This window comes from Coleofasciculus sp. G3-WIS-01, from assembly GCF_040223135.1.
Taxonomy (GTDB): domain Bacteria; phylum Cyanobacteriota; class Cyanobacteriia; order Cyanobacteriales; family Coleofasciculaceae; genus Coleofasciculus.
Genome location: NZ_JAVJZI010000225.1, coordinates 1 through 20,864, shown reverse-complemented (window position 1 = coordinate 20,864; position 20,864 = coordinate 1). Strand labels below are relative to the sequence as shown.

Here is a 20,864-nt window from a genome sequence, read left to right as displayed (position 1 = left end):
ATCTCCAGACGTAAACGTTGCAATTTTAAAATAAACTTAACACAATGAAATTATTCTTTTAATCTTGATAGGCGATGACGACCACCGATGAACTAAAATCCCGCCCCTTACCTCCCGGTCATTTCGGTTTACCGCTGATTGGGGAAACAATCCAGTTTTTCCGTGATCCCGACTTTGCCAAGAAGCGTCATCAAAAGTATGGGTCGATATTCAAAACCAAGTTATTTGGACGTCCCACGGTGATGATTAGTGGTGCAGACGCCAACCGCTTCGTCCTCACCCATGAGAACCAGTACTTTACCAGCACCTTCCCCCCCAGTACAAAAGTACTCTTGGGACCGGCGTCTCTAGCAGTACAGGGCGGTTCAGACCATCTGCAACGGCGCAAGTTACTCTCCCAAGCCTTTCAACCTAGGGCGTTAGCGGGATATTTGACCGCTATGACAGAAATTGCCGAGGGTTATTTACACAAATGGGAGCGTCTGGATACATTGACATGGTATCCAGAATTGAGAGACTTGACCTTTGATATCGCCTGCAAATTGCTGGTTGGGGTAGATTCCGCCTCAGAAACGCTTATGGTAAAATGGTTTGAAGAGTGGTGTGCGGGATTGTTTAGCATTGCCTTACCCTTACCTTGGACGAAATTTGGTCGTGCTTTGCATTGCCGCAAGCAACTACTAAACCAGATTGAGCAGATCATACACCAACGTCAGCAATCCAGTGATTCAGGTCAAGATGCATTGGGACTGCTATTGCAAGCGCGGGATGAAGAGGGTAATAGTTTGAGTTTAGAGGAACTCAAAGACCAAATCTTGTTGTTACTCTTTGCGGGTCATGAAACGTTAACATCTGCACTGGCGTCTACTTGTCTATTATTAGCCCAGCATCCAGATATTTTAGCCGCCGTCCGCACCGAACAACAGCAACTGAATCTGCAAAGTCCATTGACGATGGAGGATTTAAAGCAGATGACCTATCTCGAACAAGTCCTCAAGGAAGTCATGCGCTTGATTCCCCCCGTTGGCGGTGGGTTTCGGGAAGTGATTCAGTCCTGCGAGTGGAACGGTTATCAGCTACCAAAAGGATGGTCGGTTCAATATCAAATTAGCAGAACCCATCAAGATAGCGGTGTTTATACGCAACCGGAACTATTTGACCCAGAACGGTTTAACCCTCAAAGGGCGGAGGATAAAGCCAAGCCCTTTAGTTATGTAGCCTTTGGCGGTGGGGTACGCGAATGTTTGGGGCGGGAGTTTGCTAAATTGGAGATGAAATTATTTACCGCGTTGTTAGTGCGAGATTATCAGTGGGAACTGCTTCCGGAACAGGATTTGGACATGGTTACAATACCGACACCCCACCCCCGCGATGGTTTGCGGGTTAAGTTTTGGCGGCGATAGGGACACAAGTAGGTCTTTGTCACTGATGAATAACCACAGGCGTTCCTACAGACGCCCAATTATATAACCACTCGGCGTGATCAACTGCTACATTCACACAACCGTGACTCATCGGAGTCCCAAAGTTATTGTGCCAATAAGTCCCATGAATGGCATAGCCACCTTGGTAATACATGGTATAGGGAACATTAGAAACATCATAACCGGGACCACGCATGCGATCGCGCCGCAGCTTGGTTTGAATGTTAAAGACGCCGGTACGGGTAGGTGTAGCGCTTTTCCCGGTGGAGACAATCACCGCATAGACTTGAGCCCCCCCTTCCCACGCGATTAACCGTTGATTGCTTACATCAATTTGAATCCAGCGCTGGTTCGTATTTTGCAGCGCCGTCATTTTGCTGGCAATCTGTTCATTTTGGGGTGTGGGATGGGCGACAGGTGTATTAAACCCAAAGACGGTTATGGCTAAGGCGACACCCGCGAGGAGGGTTCCTGAACGGCGCAGCCACTTTTTAGACCTGATGGTTTTCATGGAAACTTCTGAGGTAACAGCATCATCCTCTTAGTTCCATTTTATGGATCATCGTTAAATTGAGATCGAAGTTTTTTCGCCCGTTGGGTAATCCCTTGCCAATCCCCAGACGCGATGAGGGGTTTGGGAAACAAATCTCCCGCCAAACCGACCGCGATCGCACCGGCTGTGATAAAGTCTTTAGCATTGGCGAACGTTACGCCACCTGTAGGAATCAGGGGAATATGACCCAAAGGTCCTTGTAAGGCTTTGATATAACTGACACCGCCTACCGCCTGGATAGGAAACACCTTAACGCAACTTGCCCCCGCATCAATAGCGGTAACAATTTCACTGGGAGAAAGTGCACCGGGAACGATGGGAACTCCAGCGTTAACAGCCGTATTAATTAGACTGGTATTGGTATGAGGAGTAAACAGAAACTCAGCCCCCGCATCAATAGCTTGATGTACTTGTTCCAGATTTAATAATGTCCCTGTACCAATCGTACAGTTTGGTAACTCTTGGCGCAGATGACGAATTAATTCAGCAGCCGCGTCTGTATTCCAGGTAATCTCAATTAACTTTATTCCTCCTGCGGCTACCGCCAGCGCCATTTTACGTCCTAACGATTGGTCAGACGCCCGAATTACGGCAATGGTACGATGCTCTTGCAGAAGAGTCAACCAAGATTGATTTGATATACTCACAATTTTATTGATGCTTACTGATGTCACCGACTGCGTTCGTAGTTGCGCTGTATTCGCCCTAAAGGGAGCATGTCACCTTTGTAGGTTGGGTTGAGGTACGAAACCCAACGAGAGCAGGTTAGCTTGAAGGTTATGTGCTTTCCCTGACATGCTCCCGCCCTACAGGCTTAAAAGCTGACTACAAACTCTTAATTCAGTGACAATCACTATAGATTGAGTCGTATAAATAATTCAAGGACTATAGTCAGGGCTTCAGAGTTATTTTACAGGCTAAAGCCCTTACTACGAACTACAAACTAATTCACCGCTTAGCTGTAGCCGTTTGCAGCCATTGCTGTAACTGTTGCTTAACCTGTCGTTCCCTTTGAGCAACGGTTGCACCAGCTTCACCCATCTTATTCTCAAACTCAGCTTGCTTGTATTCTACAACACTTGGTTCTACAGTTTGAGATTGTGCTTTTACTTGGTTGTACCAGGCGGCAAAATTCTCTAGGCGCTGCTTCAAACGCTCATAGCGATTGCGCTCAATTTCAGCCCCGTTGATATCACGATTAACCTCGTGATTATTCATCGTAGCATATTGATGCTGCACATCCGTATAGGCTTGGCGCAAATAGGGCAACAGGCGATTTTTAAGCGCTTTGGAGACGGCGATAACGATAGCTTTGGAACGAAGCCCAGGTGTTTTTGGCGTGGCTTCATCGTTTTCGTTCTCGATTTTATTTACCCTTGCCAAAATCTCCGATAAGTTTTCTTGAAAAATCCCGCGAATTTCACCCGTTCCGTCTTTCACCTCAGCCAAGGTTTTCGAGAAAGCCTCTTGGACAATTTCTTGAATTCGTTCTGCCCGTTCCCTTTCTGCGGATTTAGCTTTTTGAAACTCAGTGGTGATGCGTTCTTTAGTAGAGTGAGACATTTTTTATCCCTCGTTGCTTTGATTAAGTCGGTTTCGAGACTTCTGCTAAAAAGCTTTTCTACTCCCAATTTAATCTTGCCAAATTTATCCCTAACTTTCCGGTGTGGTTTACCCACAGTTTTGGCGTATTAATCCGACAAAGGGTAGGGAAACTACAACATCAGGTACGGATATCCGACGATTGAGCTTGTTTCATCAACTATTCAGTTGAGGCGGATTCCTGTTCCCCCCTTTCAAAGGGGGGCTAGGGGGGATGCTGACAGGTGTAGGTTTTTTACTGTGGGGTGGGGGCAAGACAAGGAGGACAAGGAAGGAAAGAAGACAAGGAAGAGAAGAATTGTATAGTTCAAGACGTATTTATGGAAAAAGATTGTCGTAGAAATAAACCATTCAAGGAAATACCTTTACCACAAATTAAATTGGCAATAATATTAATTAACCCTTGTAGAAAACAAGAGATATTCCTCTCTTGTTTTCTTGAATCTGATTTTAAATTTATCCGAGAATTAGGCTTAAGTTTATCATTTAAATTTTTTGATAAATGTTGCTGTTCTTCACTCCATACAGTTACGGGCGGGTTTAGGAAATACTGGCGTGGCACAGCTAAAATGGCGGGATAGATTTGACGGTGAAATTGGGCGCACGCCGTGCGCCCCTACAATGCTAATCCAGCAAATTAGGTTTGCCACGCCACTACAGTCAGTTATTGGTGAAATAACTGAGCAACAAAACCCGCCCTTATGCTTAAATCTTACACCACTCGAATTAAACCGCCTTTAAAACCCAAAGACCAATGCGAAAGTCGTCTTTAGAGGACTGGATAAGAGTTCTAGTCCATTTTAATGGACTTAAGCTATTAGCCCGGAGTTTGAACTCTGGGCGGGCGTCTCACATTCGCGTTATCCAGAATCCTCTTTTTCCAGCAAAGACAATAAATTCAATTCCTTATTCACTACATACATCACCGGATTCTTCTGCTTAATCACATTACCCTCTTGCACCGCTCGTTTTAACCAATCCTCCATTTGTCCTTTTCGTACCTGCAACGATTCAGCCAGAGATTTCGCATCTTGAGGTTGCTCTAACTGGTTGAGGATAAAGGGTAAAACCGCTTCATAGATATCTTTTGCGGATAAATTAATAAAAATCTTTTTATCCCCGCCTAAACCATCTCCGGCTGAGGATTTCTCAGACTCTATTACTCCCTCATCAACTTTGCTTTCTTCAGCCTCAGCTATAGCCGCATCTAAAAGTATACGCAACGGTTTATTCCAAGGGGCTTCTGGAAAAAATAGCGCTCCCTTTTCCAGTAATTTATGATTCCCTTCAGGTACAGTTCCCTGCATTCGTACAAAAACCGGGACATCTTTTACCTGTCTCAACACCTCAGTCGCCCCCGCCCAGGTTCCACCTTTACCAACAGCAGAACTAATCACTAACGCATAATCAGCTAACGCATAAATATACTTATTTCGCCCCATAGCATTACCCGCGCTGAAACTCGCTTCGGGGTCATAAGCAGACACTAATGTCAGTCTACCTTCTTTAATTCCAGCACGATACTTACTCGCCACAGCCGCCTTCGTTAAACTATCAGCAAGTACGCCCACAGCGTTCCCACCTGCTGCTAATATACCTAACATGGAAGCTTGATCTACTCCACGCGCCCCACCAGAAATCACATTAATTCCTTGTTCAGCACATGTCTGGACAACTCTTTCAGTATAATTGAGTCCTTCTTGATCAACATCACGAGAACCCACTATAGCCAACCCAGCTTGAGAAAGCAATTCTCTATTCCCAATTCCATAGAGAATCGCGGGTGCATTATGCTTCAATCTTTGCTTCAGATATTGAGGATAAGAAGCGTCACCTCGTCCCAATATCCATAACCCCTGATTCGTCCACTTTTCCACCGCCAAACCTAGCATAACACCGCGCTCAAGTAAAGCGAATAACCGCTGAGAATCAAGCTTACCAATGGTAATTTGAGATAAGCGATTTTTCAGGGTTTGCTCAAGCAAATCCTCCGGAATCATGTCATTTTCCAGCAACCAACTCGCTACCGTATTATACTCGCTCAGGGTTAAGGGTTTGGGTTCAGTTTGACGATTTTGTCCAAAGCTGGCACACAATAATAAAATGGCTTGAGTATTGGGTGACAGCAGATGGTAATCCATAATCTTCTAATTTGCCTACGTTAACGAATTGAGTGCCAATGCTAACGGAAAAACTGAACCACTTCCAGCCTGACGTAACAGTGCAGCAATGACAGTGAATGTCCAACGTGAATCTACCATATCATCAATTAAGAATACTGCACCCTTCATGCCTTGCCAAGGGTTCACTTCAAAGACACCATCGAGGTTATGGGCTTGTTGGTAACTATTCCCCATCTGTTTTTGTGGCTGAGTCTGGCGAACTTTCTGCACAATTGGCTGAAAGGGTAATTGTAATTGATGGGCAAGTCTTTGGGCAAAATTTGGCACAAGTTGTGGATGAAGTAAGGAAGGAACACAAGTTACCCAAGTAGGAAAAGGTTGAGGGTGCCAACGTCGAATCATCTCAAATGCACCCTGCACCAAGGCGTCGTCAAAATCATGATTATGGTATTTCCCTTGTTTAACTAATTCTCCCCAACCTGCATCCCCCCAAAGTGATAATGCTCGTCCGGGTTCAGCGCGTAAATTGTCGCGAATTTTCCCAGAAAACCCATAACTAGGGAGCGCTTTAGATGCCCATTGTTTACGAGGTTCGATAATTTGGTCACTACGACGGAGATACTGAATTGCTTGATTAACTCGGTCTAGTGAATAGGTTTCGGGTAATAACGGTCTACCCAAGCATACCGCACATTTACCGCAAGGCGTTGGCTGGGGATCATCTAATTCTCTGGCGAGAAATGTCATCAAGCATTCTCGACTGTTCATATAGTCCAACATGCGAGTTTGTTCTTGGCGACGAATTTGGGTTAACTGTTGAATTTTCTCTGTATCCGGTTGATAAAATACGGGCGTCGCATACCATTTAGAGCCTTGCTTGGTTACGGGTGCAGGGGACTCCAGGGATAACAGTTTCAATACCTTCTTAATTTGCCCATTCGAGAGATTGAGATGCTGCTCGATTTGGGGAACTGACAATCCATCTTCGGCTTGTTCTAATGCCTTTAAAACATCCTGAACATGAGCCTCTGGCGGAAAGGCAGTTTGAATAAAATAATCAGTAATTTCCTGATCTTCATCCCCACTGAGCAGAATTCCATAAGCTTGCTCTACCGCTCTCCCGGCTCGTCCGACTTGTTGGTAATAATGAACCACAGAACCCGGACGCTGGTAGTGAATAACAAATCCTAAATCCGGCTTATCAAACCCCATTCCTAAAGCGGTTGTAGCGACTAAAGCTTTAATTTTGTTGTTAATTAGTTGGTCTTCTAAGATTAAACGCTGTTCATGGGTTAGAGCCGCATGGTAGGCTTGAGCATGAATCCCTTGCTGATTTAACCAATCGGCAACTCGTTCGGTATCTTTGATAGTTAGGGCGTAAATAATCCCACTTCCGGGTAAATTTGGTAGCTGTTCAGCTAACCACGCCATACGTGCGGCGGGACTCGGTAATTTAATGGTTTGTAATTGTAAACTTTTTCGGGTAAGAGTACCTCTGGATACAAGCAAATTGGCACCCAGTTGAGTAATAATATCGTTAACCACACGGTTATTTGCCGTGGCGGTTGTGGCGAGGGCGGGAATGGTTTGAGGAAGCGCTTGCAAAACACGGACAATGCGCCGATAGTCGGGGCGAAAATCATGTCCCCAGTCTGAGATACAATGGGCTTCATCAACAACAAATAACCCAATTCGTTGCGATATGGGTAACAGAATGGTTTGGCGAAAGTCTTCATTAGCGAGTCGTTCGGGAGAAATGAGCAGAATATCAATGATTCCTGCTTGTAATTGAGTGTTAATCTGTTCCCATTCTTCGGGATTACTGGAGTTAATCGTGGCGGCGTTAATATTAATGCGTTCAGCGGCGACAATTTGATTTCGCATCAACGCCAGGAGGGGTGAAATCAGCAGAGTGGGACCTGTATTATTATCACGCAGCAAGCGAGTAGCGAGAAAGTAGACAATGCTTTTCCCCCAGCCTGTGCGTTGTACAACCAGGAGCCGCGATCGCGCTAAAATTATGCTAGCGATGGCTTCCCATTGTCCATCCCGAAATTGAGCGGTTGGGTTGTTGAGGGCTTGGCGCAGCAGCGATAGTGCTTGGGCTTTCAGTTGGGTTGTCATATCGATACGCCGTGTTGAGTGAAGTTAAGGGTTTTCTGAAGCAATGTTATTGGTAAAACCCGCCTCGACTGTCCTTAAATTCTAGCTATTCTAGCATCAAGCGCCAAGAACTTTAGTTCTTGGCTTATAGCGCAAGTCATCTAAAGATGACTATAATTATGTTCCAACAGTAGGCTAGATTATTTTGGTTTTTAGTTGTTTTGTTAAAGTAAGCGCTGGATCAAGTCTAATAATTTTAACGTTAATTTGCCCTAAACAATAAAACAATAGCATATTTCTATTAATTAGCTAAGTAGGGGACAAGGTTGTATTGCCTCCCTACCTGAAATTCGATCATTAATGCAGTTTTTATACCCGTATACTGAGTTTATCCAAAAACTGGATAATCACCCTTTCCAGCGGTCTATATTGAATCCTTTGAACAAATTTAGTTAATGGGTTGAGTTCAATAACATAATTCCCAATTTGAATTCCCAGAGGTGCTAAATGCTTACCGGATAGTTCCTGGTGCAGTAAGGGAAACTTGCCCTGCTTTAAATAATCAATGAGCCACAGCACATCACTATTTCTTCTGTGTTCCTCATCTTTAAATCTGTCCTGCTCACTTCCAGCAATTGTATCCCTGTCAAATGAAATAATGCCTGTTAAGTTAAACAGTGGGCTTTTGCTGATGTAGCATAACGTTTGTTCCCTGGTGGGAATTACACCCAGGTTTTTTGAGTCAAGGAAACGGGCGATGAAAGCTAGAGGTCGAGGAATGGCACTTTGCGTATCACTAATATCAGGTGCGATGAGTAAAGAGGGTTGACCTTTGATAGAACGTTGTAGGTCAGGACTATCCATAAAACTCTGTTCAATTTGGCGAATCTGGCTGTCCGCGTCTGAATTACACCGCTTTAAAATATCTCGCCATCTGTCGCCACTTAAAAGCTCTAAAAGGGCGATGTACTTGCACCCTAAACTGTGACCTACCCAAAAATAGTTTTTTTGATTTTGATAAACTTCAGTTGGATAGTTAAGTTTCTTGGCAATTTGGGAAATTTCCTGGGACAGAACTTTCTGTTCTTTTAACAAATTAATTGAGACAGACCAATGGCGAAAGGTAAACCGGAAGGGTAGAGCAATGATGGTATAACCTTCGTTAAACAACGCTTTTAATAAATAGCGATAAAAAACTGTGGGAAAACTGCCAAAGAAAGCACCGCCGATAAATTGAATAACACCTTTGGGATTGGGATGAATAGCAACCCAACTAAAGGAAAGGGGCGAAAATTTGATTTTCTCGTTCATATCAGTTAATTTTGCTTTTAGGGGGGTAGGAGAAATCTGAATAGGTAGTAAGCCGAAGGAAAATTGGTATATTTCCTAAGTATGGTAGTAGAGACGTAACCTGCTACATCTCTACTATCTTTTTGGTCAAAATCTAGATTGACACCGACTGGATTACGGTTTAAGCTGTGATTATTTAACGGCTTGGAGCTTGGGTTTCTAACTCACTAATCCGTTCCACCATCGCGGTTAAAACCTGTTGCAAGCTATCGGTTGTGCTTGAGATTGATCCATTGCCCAAATTCTGGGGGTTAAGATTAATCAGATCAGGATTTTCTCGGATAATTTCGGCTAATCCAGGATCAAGATCAAGGATTTCCGGGGGAAGTTGCCGTATCGGAAAACTTGGGAATTTAAACTGAGTTAGCGTAACTTTAGAACCGCCTGTAGCCGTGGGAAGTGCATAAGCAAGTTGATCAAAGTCTGTATTGCTTTCGGGGAACTTGTTCGGCAAGAATGTTCCTCGTTGCTGAGGAGTCAGCAACAAGTCAAAGGAGCTAGAACCAAATAAATTGGCTAGGGAAAGCGTAACAAATCCACGTATTTCAGTATCTGCCTTGTCAACAACCTCTTTTTTGGTCACATCAGGCTGTAAGAGAAATAACCCGGTATCGTGTGCGCCAATTTCAATCATATAAGTTTGGGTCTTTCGGGTTGAACTCATGGGCTTTAATAGCTCATTGGAACCCGCGACATCAAAAAACGCAAGTAGGGGTTGGCTGCTTAAGTTGGGAGACTGAGCGGTGAAGTTCACTCTCAATTTTACAGGAACACTGCTATTGAGATTAGAAATTGTCAAAAAGTAGCCTTGGATAATAGTCCGACCCGCCCCTAATATGTCAGCATTTTTCTGAACCAAGGGTTTAACCAAAAGCTCGAATGTAGAAATAACTGTGGATACAGCCATTAGCTTGAAACTCCTTTAATAGAACATCAGAATTGAGTACCGCTTCCGAGAAATTCACAATGGTTTGATTGTCAGCATTTCAGTAAGGCTTGACTGATCAATTGATTTCCGCCGCGCTGTACTTAGTGATTAACCGGGTTGTCCCTCGGTTATTACTAGAAACGAGGATTAAGGGGGGACTATTCCAGATTGATACAAAACTTTACATTAGGAGTTGAAGCGGCTACACAAACCAAGAGGAGGCGATTGAAATCGCGGAACCACACAAACAAAGTCCGCCTGCGCGGACTAAACTATAACGGGGGTAGCTAACCCGGATTTGGCGTAAGTTCTGTAAGTTATGACTTATGACGGATGACTTCTCCTACAGTAAGCGGCTAAAGTCCTCTAAAGACGACTGGATAAGCGTTTGAGTCCAAACAGTAAAATCTGAAATGGCAACCATTGAGGAACTCAAAACCCAAATTAGCAGCGCCCAAGATTTGCAATCGGTGGTGAAGACGATGAAAGCCTTGGCGGCTGTGAGTATTCGTCAGTAGGAAAAAGCCGTAGAGTCTCTGGTTGAGTACAATCGTACTGTAGAAATGGGATTACAGATTCTCCTCAAACAGCGTCATTTTGCCGACTCCTTCACCATACCGCGATCGCTCATCAATCTAGGTGAAGCCCAATCGCCGTCACAGAGTACGATTGCGATTATTTTTGGGTCAGATCAAGGATTATGCGGTCAATTTAATCAGCAAATTGTTCATTATGCGATCGCACAACTGGATCAGCAAGACATTCCGTCCGACAAATTAGCGATCGCAGGAATTGGGGCGCGAGTGATTCCCTCCCTGGAAACCGCTGGATATGCGGTAACTGAGGCATTTCCTGTACCGCGTTCTGCATCAGATATTACACCTCAAGTCCAAGAACTCGTGCTGACGATTGAACAATGGCGAGAGGAACAGCAATGCGATCGCATCCTCTTATTTTACAATCACCCGTTATCAGGGGCGTCCTACGAATCGCGCCATCTCCAGCTTTTACCCCTCGATCCCGAATGGTTGCGCCAGTTAGAAGCCAGAGAATGGGCGACATCAATGTTGCCTAGTTATACCATGAACACCGCAGCAATTATTTTCCGCATTAATCCGCCAATATCTATTTGTGTCTCTTGATCAGGCGTTTGCTGCATCTCTAGCTAGTGAAAATGCCAGTCGTCTCTCCTCAATGCAATCCGCCCAAAAGAACATTGATGAACGACTTTCTGATTTAAATTCTCAATATCGTCGCCAGCGTCAAACTTCAATTACGGCGGAACTTCTAGATGTGGTGGCAGGTTTTGAAGCATTAACCTAATATGAAAGGCACACCCCTTAAGTAGAATGTCGCCAACTTGGATGCCAGAAAATGAATTTCCTCTAACCCAAGCTTAAGTAATAATCGAGCTTACTGAGTAAATCTTTGAACCCGTTTTAACGGGTTTAAGCTTTTAGCCAAGAACTCAAGTTCTTGGCGGGTGTCGGAGCTTACTCACGGCAGTTTATAACTAGCCACCCGTACCTGTAAGTCTCCCTCTTGGGGAGGGTAGCTAAAAATAAATGCTCCCTCTTGAATTTCACCACTGGACAAAAAGTTAATAGTTTGTTCCCCTGATTCTTGAACTCCCACTGCTGTTGTGAGTTCCGCAACAACCTGAACAGATTCCGCCGTTCTACCTCCACTATTGGTGACGGTAAAGGGGACATAAAATTGCCCTTCTACTTGGCGAATTTCTACTTGTTTAACAGTTACACAGAGGATAGGGGGTTGACTGTCTCTACCCAGTCCTCTAAATGTGACCAGTCCCACAATTGTAATTAAAATGAACAGGGCAATTGTAAAGCTGACCCACTCCGCCGGGGAACGATGAGAGGAGTTCGCTTGATCGGAAGACTGATCACTCATCTATTTTTCGTGGCTGGATACCTCGTCTATGTACTCTTATGTGGGGAGGAAAGCCTCAGTTGACATCATATCGCTAAACGTCCAGCCGCACCGCCAATAGTGGCAGGTAGCCCTAATAACAGCGTATACCGTAACCACAAAAACCACGGATCACTCAAGCTAAGGCGGTTGAAGAACCACAACATTAAAGCCGAAGCCAGCAGTGAAATCAAGTAGGAGAGAATAGTTTTCCCAATAGGAGTTGGCAAGATTCCTTTCTGTAGGCGGCGTGGGCGTTGGTGGGCAAAGCCAGCAGCAAAAACAATCCCGTAGGAAATGAGTAAGGAGGCGGCAATAATGACCAACAGCCAAGGGGGTGATGCTGCAGCCGCCAGGGTGGGAATTTCGTCAGTCGGGGCAATACTAAAGGCAACAATGATTGCACCGATTAAGGTCGCACTAATATCAGCTATCATATCCCGGAAACCGAGTTTTTTGATCGGCTGTAAGTATTGACTGGAGTCAGATTCAGCCGATTGTTCCGGCAGTAGCGATCGCGCCATCGCTACACCCAAGGAAAATGGTACACTCTCAAAAATTACTTTTCCCAATGCTTCATCAATTGGAGTTTCTCCGGTAATTCGACGCAGCAAAATTAGAATAACTGTCGCACAAACAATGCCAATTGCCAAGGCTTCTACGCTTTCTATTGCCGCATGAACTATCCCATCACGCCTGTTTTTCCGGAAGCCTTCGCTGCGATTAAATAAAAACACGACTAGATAGGTAATGATTAGAACCCCCAGTAATATGATAGGTTCAATATAAGAACCTATCCACCAAACCTCCATGGTATAGAGCAGAGGAATGCCAAATAAGAAACCACCGAAAACACCTCGAATGATTTGATGAATCTCTAATAAGCAAGCCTGTGAATGCTGTTGTGTTTGGAGCAGTTTAACCATAGTCTATTGAACTAATAAATTTATGATGGTTGAATCAGTCACTAATCTCCCATCCCCAACTCCTGGCGTTGATGGAGCCAAGGAGTTAGCGGAGTTGGGATTGAGGCAAGAAGGCGTGGTGGTGCTGGGAATCCAACGGGAGAATGGTCGCTATGTGGGCGCACCGAAAGGAAACACTCACATTAGGCGGTAGACCGCAATGCTACAATCAGAGGGGGTAACGGGGAAAGCGATGTTCGATTTGTGAATAAAGGGATTGAGGTCAATCCTGAATAGATTGGCTACATTAAAAACTATTGATGCTCCCACCTTAATCGGGCGCTGCACTGAATCAGGGCACTTAGGGAAGCAAAATACCCCACATTACTCAAAACGCTTTGAGGGACATGGCTATGCAGTCGGAACAACAACAGCGAATCATGGGCTACTTTATGGAGGAGGCACAAGACCACCTCAATACCATAGAGCAAGGTTTGCTAAATCTGCAAAGCACCATCGAAGACGCTGAGACGGTGAACGAAATGTTCCGCGCTGCTCATTCGGTTAAGGGCGGAGCAGCTATGTTAGGACTCAATAGCATACATCAAACTGCCCATCGCCTAGAAGATTACTTCAAAATCCTCCAAGAAGCTCCGATTAGAGTAGATACTCACCTAGAATCCCTGTTGCTGCGAGTTTTCGATACCCTCAGCGCTCTTTTAGGGCAGCTTCAAGGATCTTATGGATTGACCGACGAAACAGCCAGTACGATTATGTCTGATGCTGAGCCTGTCTTTGAGCAACTCAACAGCTATCTGCAACAGTTAGTCCAAAACACTCAAGCGGCTGGTGATACTCCTTCGGTAGCCAACTCATCTCAATCCTCTAGTAAAGGAACAAAAACCTTGCCCGCCACCTTTAAACGAAATGTGCTGGTAGAACTGCGGGAGATGTTGCAACTGTATAAGCAGTCGGATACTCCCGAACATCGCCACGCCCTGCAAGAACATTGTCAAAGGTTGATCGAATTAGGGGACCAATTAGACTTACCGGGGTGGGGTGAATTACTAGAGACATCAAAAAGTGCGATCGCGAATCTCGAAAATTCCTATCGCTTACTCGCTAGCGTCACCATTAAGGAAATTAAACAAGCTCAAGAATTAGTTCTGAGCGGTCGCTCCGTTGAGATTGTACCCAGTGAACAACTCAAAGCCCTGGCACCAGACGCCACAAAAGTCGAATCAGCGACAGCACATGATATTAGCACCCATTCTTCCCATCAACCAACTCCCGTAACCGAAGAATCCGACCTAAACCTAAATAAAGCCACCCATCTCCCCGATAGTCGAGATACCTATATCCAATCCGAGGATACCTATATCCAAGATCCAAACGACACAACACAGTTCAGACGCGATAGACTCCAATTCTCGGTGGTTCAATCCTCAAACTCGATCTCTCCCCTCTCCGATCAGGGCGAACCCGAAGTAGGGATCGCAGAACTCAATAGTTTAGCCGATATTTTTGAAACTCAAACACCTGATTTCGATCAAAGTTGGCAAGAAGAAGAAATTATCAGCCTAAATGCTCAATCCTTAAACTCTGATTCAGATGATTTTCTGAATCTGGAAGACTCGAATGATTTCTCGGATCTAATTGAGGATAGTGAGGATAGTGAGAATTTAACAAATAATGTCTTAAGGCAAGGGTTAGCGGATGAGTTCGCCCTAGACGCGATCGCAAATCCTCAAACCTCAAAAGAATCACAAGATTCCCTAGATATCTCATCCAGCTTTACCGATGACTTTTCTGCTCTACTATTTGAGTCAGATAGCTCAGAGGATTCCGACCCAATGAGTCAATCAGGTGATGACTTAAAGGGTTTATTTGGTGATAGTTTCTTTGACGGGGAAGGAGAAAATTCGCCAGCAGCCATTCTCAGTTATTCAGAACTTGAGGATTTGGACGTAGATGAGGACTTTCTCCAATCCTCCCTTGAGGGCGATGAAACTGTCTCAGAATCAGACTTTGACTTTGATGACCTGCTAGAAATTTCCAGCAGTGAGGAAAATCTTAAAACCCCAGGAGAATCAGCCAATCAGAGCGATTTAGCTCTGGAAGACTATCTAGACAGTAATGATTTAGATTTAGATCTAGTAAACAATTTAGACAATAGCAATCAAGCTGATACAATCGACATCGAATCAGCAACACCGGAAGCGGGAGATGTATCAAATATGTTTGAAGAAACATCTCTCGACGATTTTGCTCAAGAAGCTTGGGAACAGTCAGAAGATCTCCCCGATTTTGAGGCTCTCAATGACTTCTTTGATTTAGAATCACCTGAAGTTGAATCGACGCCAGTCAATAGCTTGACTGACCCAGAAGAGGTTTCTATCGTTGAGATGCCCCTATCCAGGGATGAAGCTTTATTGAATGAAAGCACAACTTCATTCCAAAAGGATGGGGAAAGTTCGGAGTCATGGTTTGAGGAAGAAGGCGACGAAATTCTGCCAGGAGTAACAGAAGATGCCGAAGAACTCTTTGCTGAAGAAGGTGAAGAGTTATTTGACTCAAGCGCCCAGGTAGAGGATTTCGAGATCGATTGGTTAACGGATGAATCTCAACAGACAGAACAACCGTGGACATCGGAAACTGAATCATCAGCTAACCTATTTGGCGATTGGGTAACACCGCAGACGCCATCTAGCGAAGATTTAGACGCCCTCTTTGCTGAAGATGAAGATGGTGAGGAGTCATTGGACTCAAACGCCCAGGTAGAGGATTTAGATGCAGATTGGTTAACCGATGAGTCAAAAGGGACACCGCAACCGGAAACATCACAAAGCCAAGGGGATTTATGGGGCGAGTGGGAAACAACAGAAACACCGTCGGGTGAAGAGTTAGACGACTTATTTGGCGAAGCAGAAGAGGAATCATTAGCTAGCAGCGCCCAGGTAGAGGATTTAGATGCAGATTGGTTAACCGATGAGTCAGAAGGGACACCGCAACCAGAAACATCGGACACCCAAGCCGATATATTTGGGGATTGGGAAACAACAGAAACACCGTCGGGTGAAGAGTTAGATGACTTATTTGCACAAGAAGAGGAAGGATTAGCCAACAGCGCCGAGGTAGAGGATTTAGATGATGAAGATTGGTTAACCGATGAGTCAGAAGGGACACCGCAACCGGAAACACCACAAACCCAAGGGGATTTATGGGGCGAGTGGGAAACAACAGAAACCCCGTCGGGTGAAGAGTTAGATGAGTTATTTGCACAAGAAGAGGAAGGATTAGCCAACAGCGCCGAGGTAGAGGATTTAGATGCAGATTGGTTAATCGATGAGTCTCAACAGATACAGCAACCAGAAACGGGGGAAACCGCCGCCGATATATTTGGGGATTGGGAAATTCCAGAAACATCGCCTAGCGAAAACTTAGAGGAACTTTTTAGTCTGGACGAAGCGACTGTTGACGATGATTTTTCATTAGCAACTCTAGCAGAAACCGAATGGGATCTGGATTCACCCAGAGAAAGCGCCGACGAGTTTGGGGAATTAGAAGCCATGCTGAACGGGGAGACGCCAGCCGCAACATTGACCAGTGAAAGCGGCGATGAGTTTGGGGAATTAGAAGCCATGCTGAGTGATACTCCCTCACAGACAGATTTGTTTGAGGATTTAGAAGTATTCTTAGGCGAGGAGGAATCAACTCAAGACAATCAATCGTCTGTCGCTAAAACTCGCCCATCTCAAAAGGAAGATGAGCTAGATAAAGAGTTAGAACTCATGCTGCAGGAGGCTCTTCAGGAAACTGATAAATCCACGGTAGGTTCAGCCACAACAAATACAGGTTCGCGACAAACCGCCTCCTTGCCAAGTCGGCGCACGCCTCGGACATTTGAGCAGACGATGCGAGTGCCGGTTAAGCATCTCGACAGTCTAAATAACTTGGTGGGAGAACTGGTGGTGAGCCGTAATAGCTTAGAACAAGATCAAGAGCGTCTGCGGCAATTTTTGGATAATTTACAGCATCAAGTCTCGGCGTTAAGTGATGTCGGGGCGCGGATGCGGGATTTGTATGAGCGCTCGCTTCTGGAGAGTTCTCTTTTAGCCAGTAGTCAACAGCGCTCTCGCTCTGTGTTCGGGTCAGAGAATTCTGCATCTGCATCTACGAATTCCGAGTCAGGGGAGGACTATCACCCGTTGGAAATGGATCGCTTTACCGGCTTCCATTTACTCTCCCAAGAGATGATCGAGTTAATCGTGCAAGTGCGGGAGTCGGCGTCAGACGTGGAATTTTTGGTGGATGAAACCGATCAGGTGGCTCGCAACTTACGACAGGTGACAACTCAACTCCAAGAAGGACTGACGCGATCGCGCATGGTGCCTTTTGCGAATGCGGCTGACCGTCTAACTCGTCCGGTGCGGGAAATTTCTCTCAAGTTAAAAAAGGAAGCCCAACTGCAAGTGGAAGGTCGAGAAACCTTACTCGACAAAATGATCCTGGAACACCTTTATGATCCCTTAACCCACTTGATCAATAATGCGATTACCCATGGCATTGAATCCCCACAAGAACGGCAAGAGATGGGTAAACCAGCCGTGGGTCAAATTAGCCTGCGAGCGTTCCACCAAGGAAACCAAACGGTGATTGCCATCTCCGACGATGGTACGGGTATTGACCCAGACCGGATTAAACGGAAGGCAATGGAGAAGAAACTGATCACCCCAGCCGAGGCGAGAGACCTAACCCCGACAGAGTTGTATGACTTTCTGTTCCACCCCGGTTTTAGTACCAAAGACAACGCCGATGAATTTTCGGGACGAGGTGTGGGGATGGATGTCGTCCGCACGAGTTTGAGCGAAATTCGGGGCGCAATCTACATTGATTCGACATTAGGAAAAGGCACAACGTTTACCATTCGTCTACCCTTAACCCTAAGTATTTGTAAAGCTCTATGTTGTCTTTCCGAGCGCGCTCGCATTGCCTTTCCGATGGATGGGGTGGAAGATATGTTTGATGTATCGCGCGATCGCTTCCACAAGGATGCCAACGGTCAAGTCGGTGTCTCCTGGCGGGACACGTTCCTGTCTGTACAACCTCTGAGCGAGTTGCTCTCCTACAACCGTTCCATTAGTCGGGGCAATGTTTATGGGGGTAAGCGAGAAGACGACCAAATCTCAATTGTCGTGCTACGCAGTTCTGGGACATTCATTGCGATTGAAGTGGATCAAGTCTTAGGCGAACAGGAAATCGTAATTAAACAACTCGAAGGTCCTCCGCCTAAACCCATTGGCATTGCTGGGGCGACAGTCTTAGGAGATGGTCGAATCATGCCCATTGCCGATGTGTTAGAACTGATTGATCTCGCCAGTGGACGCCTGCGGAAAGACAGCGTGACGATATGGTCAAGAGGGGACAGCGAAGGTGCAGGAATTGAGGAAGCCCCAGAAACTCGCCATGAGCCACTGGTTTTGATTGTGGATGACTCGATTACAGTCCGCGAACTCCTTTCGATGACCTTCTCCAAAGCTGGCTATCGGGTGGAACAATCCCGCGATGGTCAAGAAGCCTGGGATAAACTACGCTCAGGCTTACCCTGTGATATCGTATTCTGTGATATCGAAATGCCAAGAATGGACGGATTGGAACTGCTATCTCGACTTCAGAAAGACGAGAATCTTAGCCAGTTACCCATTGCCATGCTTACCTCTCGTGGGGCGAAACGACATCGGCAAATGGCAGCACAGCTTGGCGCGAGTGGTTACTTTACCAAACCCTATCTGGAAGAAGTGCTACTTGATGCGGCTGTGCGGATGATTCAGGGTGAAGTGCTCTTTAGTGCTGAGGCTTGATGAATTTGTAGTCGTATGTCTGGAACAGGCTCCCCCAGCTTCCCCTACCGGACTTGATATAACTTGATATCATGCAGACCAAAAACTCTTCCTCAATCATCAATCACCCATCACCAATCCCAACTGTCCTGAAAGCCTGCGCGATCGCCTTCTGGGTTTGGGGACTCTCTGGAAGTATGGCGGCTCAGGCGGAGGATGTAGACCTGAAAGTGGGTGTGGTGCAGCGTTTTGGCTCAGAACCCACCGATGAACTGCTCCTAAAAGCCACACCTGGAGATCGGCTGAGTTTGCGGTTTTTGGCGGGAAATATGCAACCCAAAACCCTGGAAACCGATCAGGTGACGCTGGAAGTGGCGATGCAACCCCTATCCCAACCCCTTTTAGCTGAACATTTAGTCCTCAGCGATCACGCCACATTTGAAACCGCAGAAGATGCGGCGAATCAATGGCGTTCACAGGGGATTCAGGTGGAAGTGGTGCAGCCGGAACGCTGGCAAGTTTGGGCGAAACGGGATGTCTATCAGACGCCCCTGCTGCGACGCCTGTTGCTGCAAAGCCTTCAAGCTCAAGAAATTAACACAGTTAGACTAGAAAGTCAAGTCCTTCCCCAAGTGCCGCGAATTTCGTTTGTGGTGGATGGCTATCGGTATAGTCGTCAGTGGATAGAGATTGATTCGGAGAATGATTTAATCCAGGTAACTCGTGGTGAAGATAAGCGCAACCCGCGACTGTATGCAGGGAGTCTGAAAATCCAGCCTAATGCTTACGGGACTTACACCCTGGTTAATGACGTTCCCTTAGAAACCTATCTGCGCGGTGTTGTCCCCCATGAAATAGGACCAGGGGCGCCTTATGCTGCAGTAGAAGCGCAAACTATTATTGCCCGCACCTACGCCCTGCGGAATCTGCGTCGATTTACGGCGGACAATTACCAAATCTGTGCAGATACCCATTGTCAAGTCTATCGGGGACTCACAGGAACCGTTCCCACGGCTGACCGCGCGATCGCAAAAACCCAAGGGCTAGTCTTAACCTATGATAATGAGTTGGTAGACGCCTTATACTCCTCCACCTCTGGCGGTGTCACCGCGCCCTTTAGTGATTCGTGGAACGGATCAGAACGTCCTTACCTAAAAGCTGTGGTTGACTCTCCTAAACCGATTTGGGACTTATCTAAGAAGCCTTTAGGGAATGAACAAAACCTCCGCGAATTCATTAATTTGAAAGAAGGGTTCAATGAAAGTGGTAGATCCCCCTTCCGGTGGCGGATAGAAAACTCCCTCGAACAAATTCAGGCAGATTTGCAGCGCTATTTGGAACGAATCAAACACCCGCTAGCCGAGTTTACCACCATACAACAGATGCAAGTCGTCAAGCGATCGCCAGCCGGACGCATCCTCAAGCTCAATGTGCAAACAGATAAGGGTGTGGTTGAACTCCATAAAAATGAAGTCCGTAGCGCCTTTTATCCACCTCGCAGTACCCTATTTTACCTTGAACCCATATACGGCGCTGATAAAACCCTCAAAGGCTATGCCTATGTCGGCGGTGGCTTTGGACATGGCGTTGGTTTGAGCCAATATGGTTCGTATAACTTAGCCAATCTTGGTTGGGCAGGAGAGAAAATTCTCACGTTTTACTATCCAGGAACCCAAGTTCAACCGTTAAATGATTCCATTGTTTTTTGGCAAGAACCAGGTAACAAGAAATAATATCATATCCGGTTAAATAATTATATGTTGCTACTCTCCAAATCCTAAGTTATCGTTTTGAATCCGGTTCCCCCCTTTCAAAGGGGGGCTAGGGGGGATCTAAAGGTTTGAAAACAGATCCTAGAGGGGTTGACATCCTCCCCAACTTACTTCGTTGAAGTTGGGGATTCCCAGTATCGCTACGGAGATTTCCTGGTTCGCGGACACTTACCTAGGTCAATGACCCCCGGCAGTACGTCTGGCCAGGCAATTTCAGGTACGGCTTGCCCAGTCGCACCTACACCTCGAATCATCACAACTTGTGCCGCAGCTACATCTCTATCCGTTGTATATCCGCACTCATGGCAACTGTGAATTCTTACTGATAAATCCTT

General features: G+C 45.8%; 14 protein-coding genes and 2 pseudogenes. 6 read left to right on the top strand and 10 right to left on the bottom strand.

Going from position 1 to position 20,864, the window contains the following annotated elements; translation table 11 throughout:
- The first annotated feature begins 74 nt into the window (after positions 1 to 74).
- Positions 75 to 1,403, top strand: a complete 1,329-nt coding sequence (locus RIM23_RS23010; protein WP_446369663.1) for a cytochrome P450 — start codon at positions 75 to 77, stop codon at positions 1,401 to 1,403.
- Positions 1,404 to 1,422: 19 nt separating this feature from the next.
- Here RIM23_RS23010 and RIM23_RS23005 read toward each other — a convergent pair whose 3' ends face one another.
- The 3 genes from RIM23_RS23005 to RIM23_RS22995 form a co-directional block, all read right to left on the bottom strand.
- On the bottom strand, positions 1,423 to 1,935 hold the full coding sequence (locus RIM23_RS23005; RefSeq protein ID WP_446369661.1) for a L,D-transpeptidase: 513 nt from the start codon (positions 1,933 to 1,935) through the stop codon (positions 1,423 to 1,425).
- 41 nt (positions 1,936 to 1,976) lie between these two features.
- Entirely contained in the window at positions 1,977 to 2,618 is a 642-nt protein-coding gene (locus RIM23_RS23000; protein WP_446369699.1) for a bifunctional 4-hydroxy-2-oxoglutarate aldolase/2-dehydro-3-deoxy-phosphogluconate aldolase, read from the bottom strand.
- A 307-nt stretch (positions 2,619 to 2,925) separates the two neighbouring features.
- Positions 2,926 to 3,540, bottom strand: a complete 615-nt coding sequence (locus tag RIM23_RS22995) for a hypothetical protein (RefSeq protein WP_446369659.1) — start codon at positions 3,538 to 3,540, stop codon at positions 2,926 to 2,928.
- A gap of 534 nt (positions 3,541 to 4,074) precedes the next feature.
- On the opposite strand from RIM23_RS22995, the gene RIM23_RS22990 reads away from it, so the two are divergent.
- Positions 4,075 to 4,320, top strand: a complete 246-nt coding sequence (locus RIM23_RS22990; RefSeq protein WP_446369657.1) for a hypothetical protein — start codon at positions 4,075 to 4,077, stop codon at positions 4,318 to 4,320.
- Between the two features lie 119 nt (positions 4,321 to 4,439).
- Here the strand turns inward: RIM23_RS22990 and RIM23_RS22985 are convergent, their stop codons facing one another.
- From RIM23_RS22985 to RIM23_RS22970, 4 genes are all read right to left on the bottom strand, one after another.
- The gene (locus RIM23_RS22985; protein ID WP_446369655.1) at positions 4,440 to 5,720 is read right to left on the bottom strand and encodes a DNA-processing protein DprA; all 1,281 of its coding nucleotides are present in this window, start codon (positions 5,718 to 5,720) and stop codon (positions 4,440 to 4,442) included.
- A 15-nt stretch (positions 5,721 to 5,735) separates the two neighbouring features.
- Positions 5,736 to 7,826, bottom strand: a complete 2,091-nt coding sequence (locus RIM23_RS22980) for a RecQ family ATP-dependent DNA helicase (protein WP_446369653.1) — start codon at positions 7,824 to 7,826, stop codon at positions 5,736 to 5,738.
- Positions 7,827 to 8,174: 348 nt separating this feature from the next.
- Complete coding sequence (locus RIM23_RS22975) at positions 8,175 to 9,116, bottom strand: DUF1350 family protein (protein ID WP_446369651.1); 942 nt, start codon at positions 9,114 to 9,116, stop codon at positions 8,175 to 8,177.
- Positions 9,117 to 9,291: 175 nt separating this feature from the next.
- Positions 9,292 to 10,062 carry a hypothetical protein gene (locus RIM23_RS22970; protein ID WP_446369649.1) on the bottom strand — a complete coding sequence of 257 codons (771 nt, stop codon included), beginning with the start codon at positions 10,060 to 10,062 and terminating at the stop codon, positions 9,292 to 9,294.
- 434 nt (positions 10,063 to 10,496) lie between these two features.
- On the opposite strand from RIM23_RS22970, the pseudogene RIM23_RS22965 reads away from it, so the two are divergent.
- Positions 10,497 to 11,406, top strand: a pseudogene (locus RIM23_RS22965) (F0F1 ATP synthase subunit gamma).
- 174 nt (positions 11,407 to 11,580) lie between these two features.
- Here RIM23_RS22965 and RIM23_RS22960 read toward each other — a convergent pair.
- Both RIM23_RS22960 and RIM23_RS22955 read right to left on the bottom strand, forming a co-directional pair.
- Positions 11,581 to 11,994 (bottom strand): TIGR02588 family protein, encoded by a 414-nt coding sequence (locus RIM23_RS22960; RefSeq protein WP_446369647.1) that lies wholly within the window; start codon positions 11,992 to 11,994, stop codon positions 11,581 to 11,583.
- A gap of 65 nt (positions 11,995 to 12,059) precedes the next feature.
- Complete coding sequence (locus RIM23_RS22955; RefSeq protein ID WP_446369645.1) at positions 12,060 to 12,938, bottom strand: TIGR02587 family membrane protein; 879 nt, start codon at positions 12,936 to 12,938, stop codon at positions 12,060 to 12,062.
- 22 nt (positions 12,939 to 12,960) lie between these two features.
- On the opposite strand from RIM23_RS22955, the gene RIM23_RS22950 reads away from it, so the two are divergent.
- The 3 genes from RIM23_RS22950 to RIM23_RS22940 all read left to right on the top strand — a co-directional run bounded on the left by RIM23_RS22950 (position 12,961) and on the right by RIM23_RS22940 (position 20,490).
- Positions 12,961 to 13,131, top strand: a complete 171-nt coding sequence (locus RIM23_RS22950; RefSeq protein WP_446369643.1) for a hypothetical protein — start codon at positions 12,961 to 12,963, stop codon at positions 13,129 to 13,131.
- A 199-nt stretch (positions 13,132 to 13,330) separates the two neighbouring features.
- Complete coding sequence (locus RIM23_RS22945; protein WP_446369641.1) at positions 13,331 to 18,778, top strand: response regulator; 5,448 nt, start codon at positions 13,331 to 13,333, stop codon at positions 18,776 to 18,778.
- 71 nt (positions 18,779 to 18,849) lie between these two features.
- The gene (locus RIM23_RS22940; protein ID WP_446369639.1) at positions 18,850 to 20,490 is read left to right on the top strand and encodes a SpoIID/LytB domain-containing protein; all 1,641 of its coding nucleotides are present in this window, start codon (positions 18,850 to 18,852) and stop codon (positions 20,488 to 20,490) included.
- A gap of 179 nt (positions 20,491 to 20,669) precedes the next feature.
- On the opposite strand, the pseudogene RIM23_RS22935 reads toward RIM23_RS22940, so the two are convergent.
- Positions 20,670 to 20,864, bottom strand: a pseudogene (locus tag RIM23_RS22935) (RNA-guided endonuclease TnpB family protein); the annotation flags it as partial.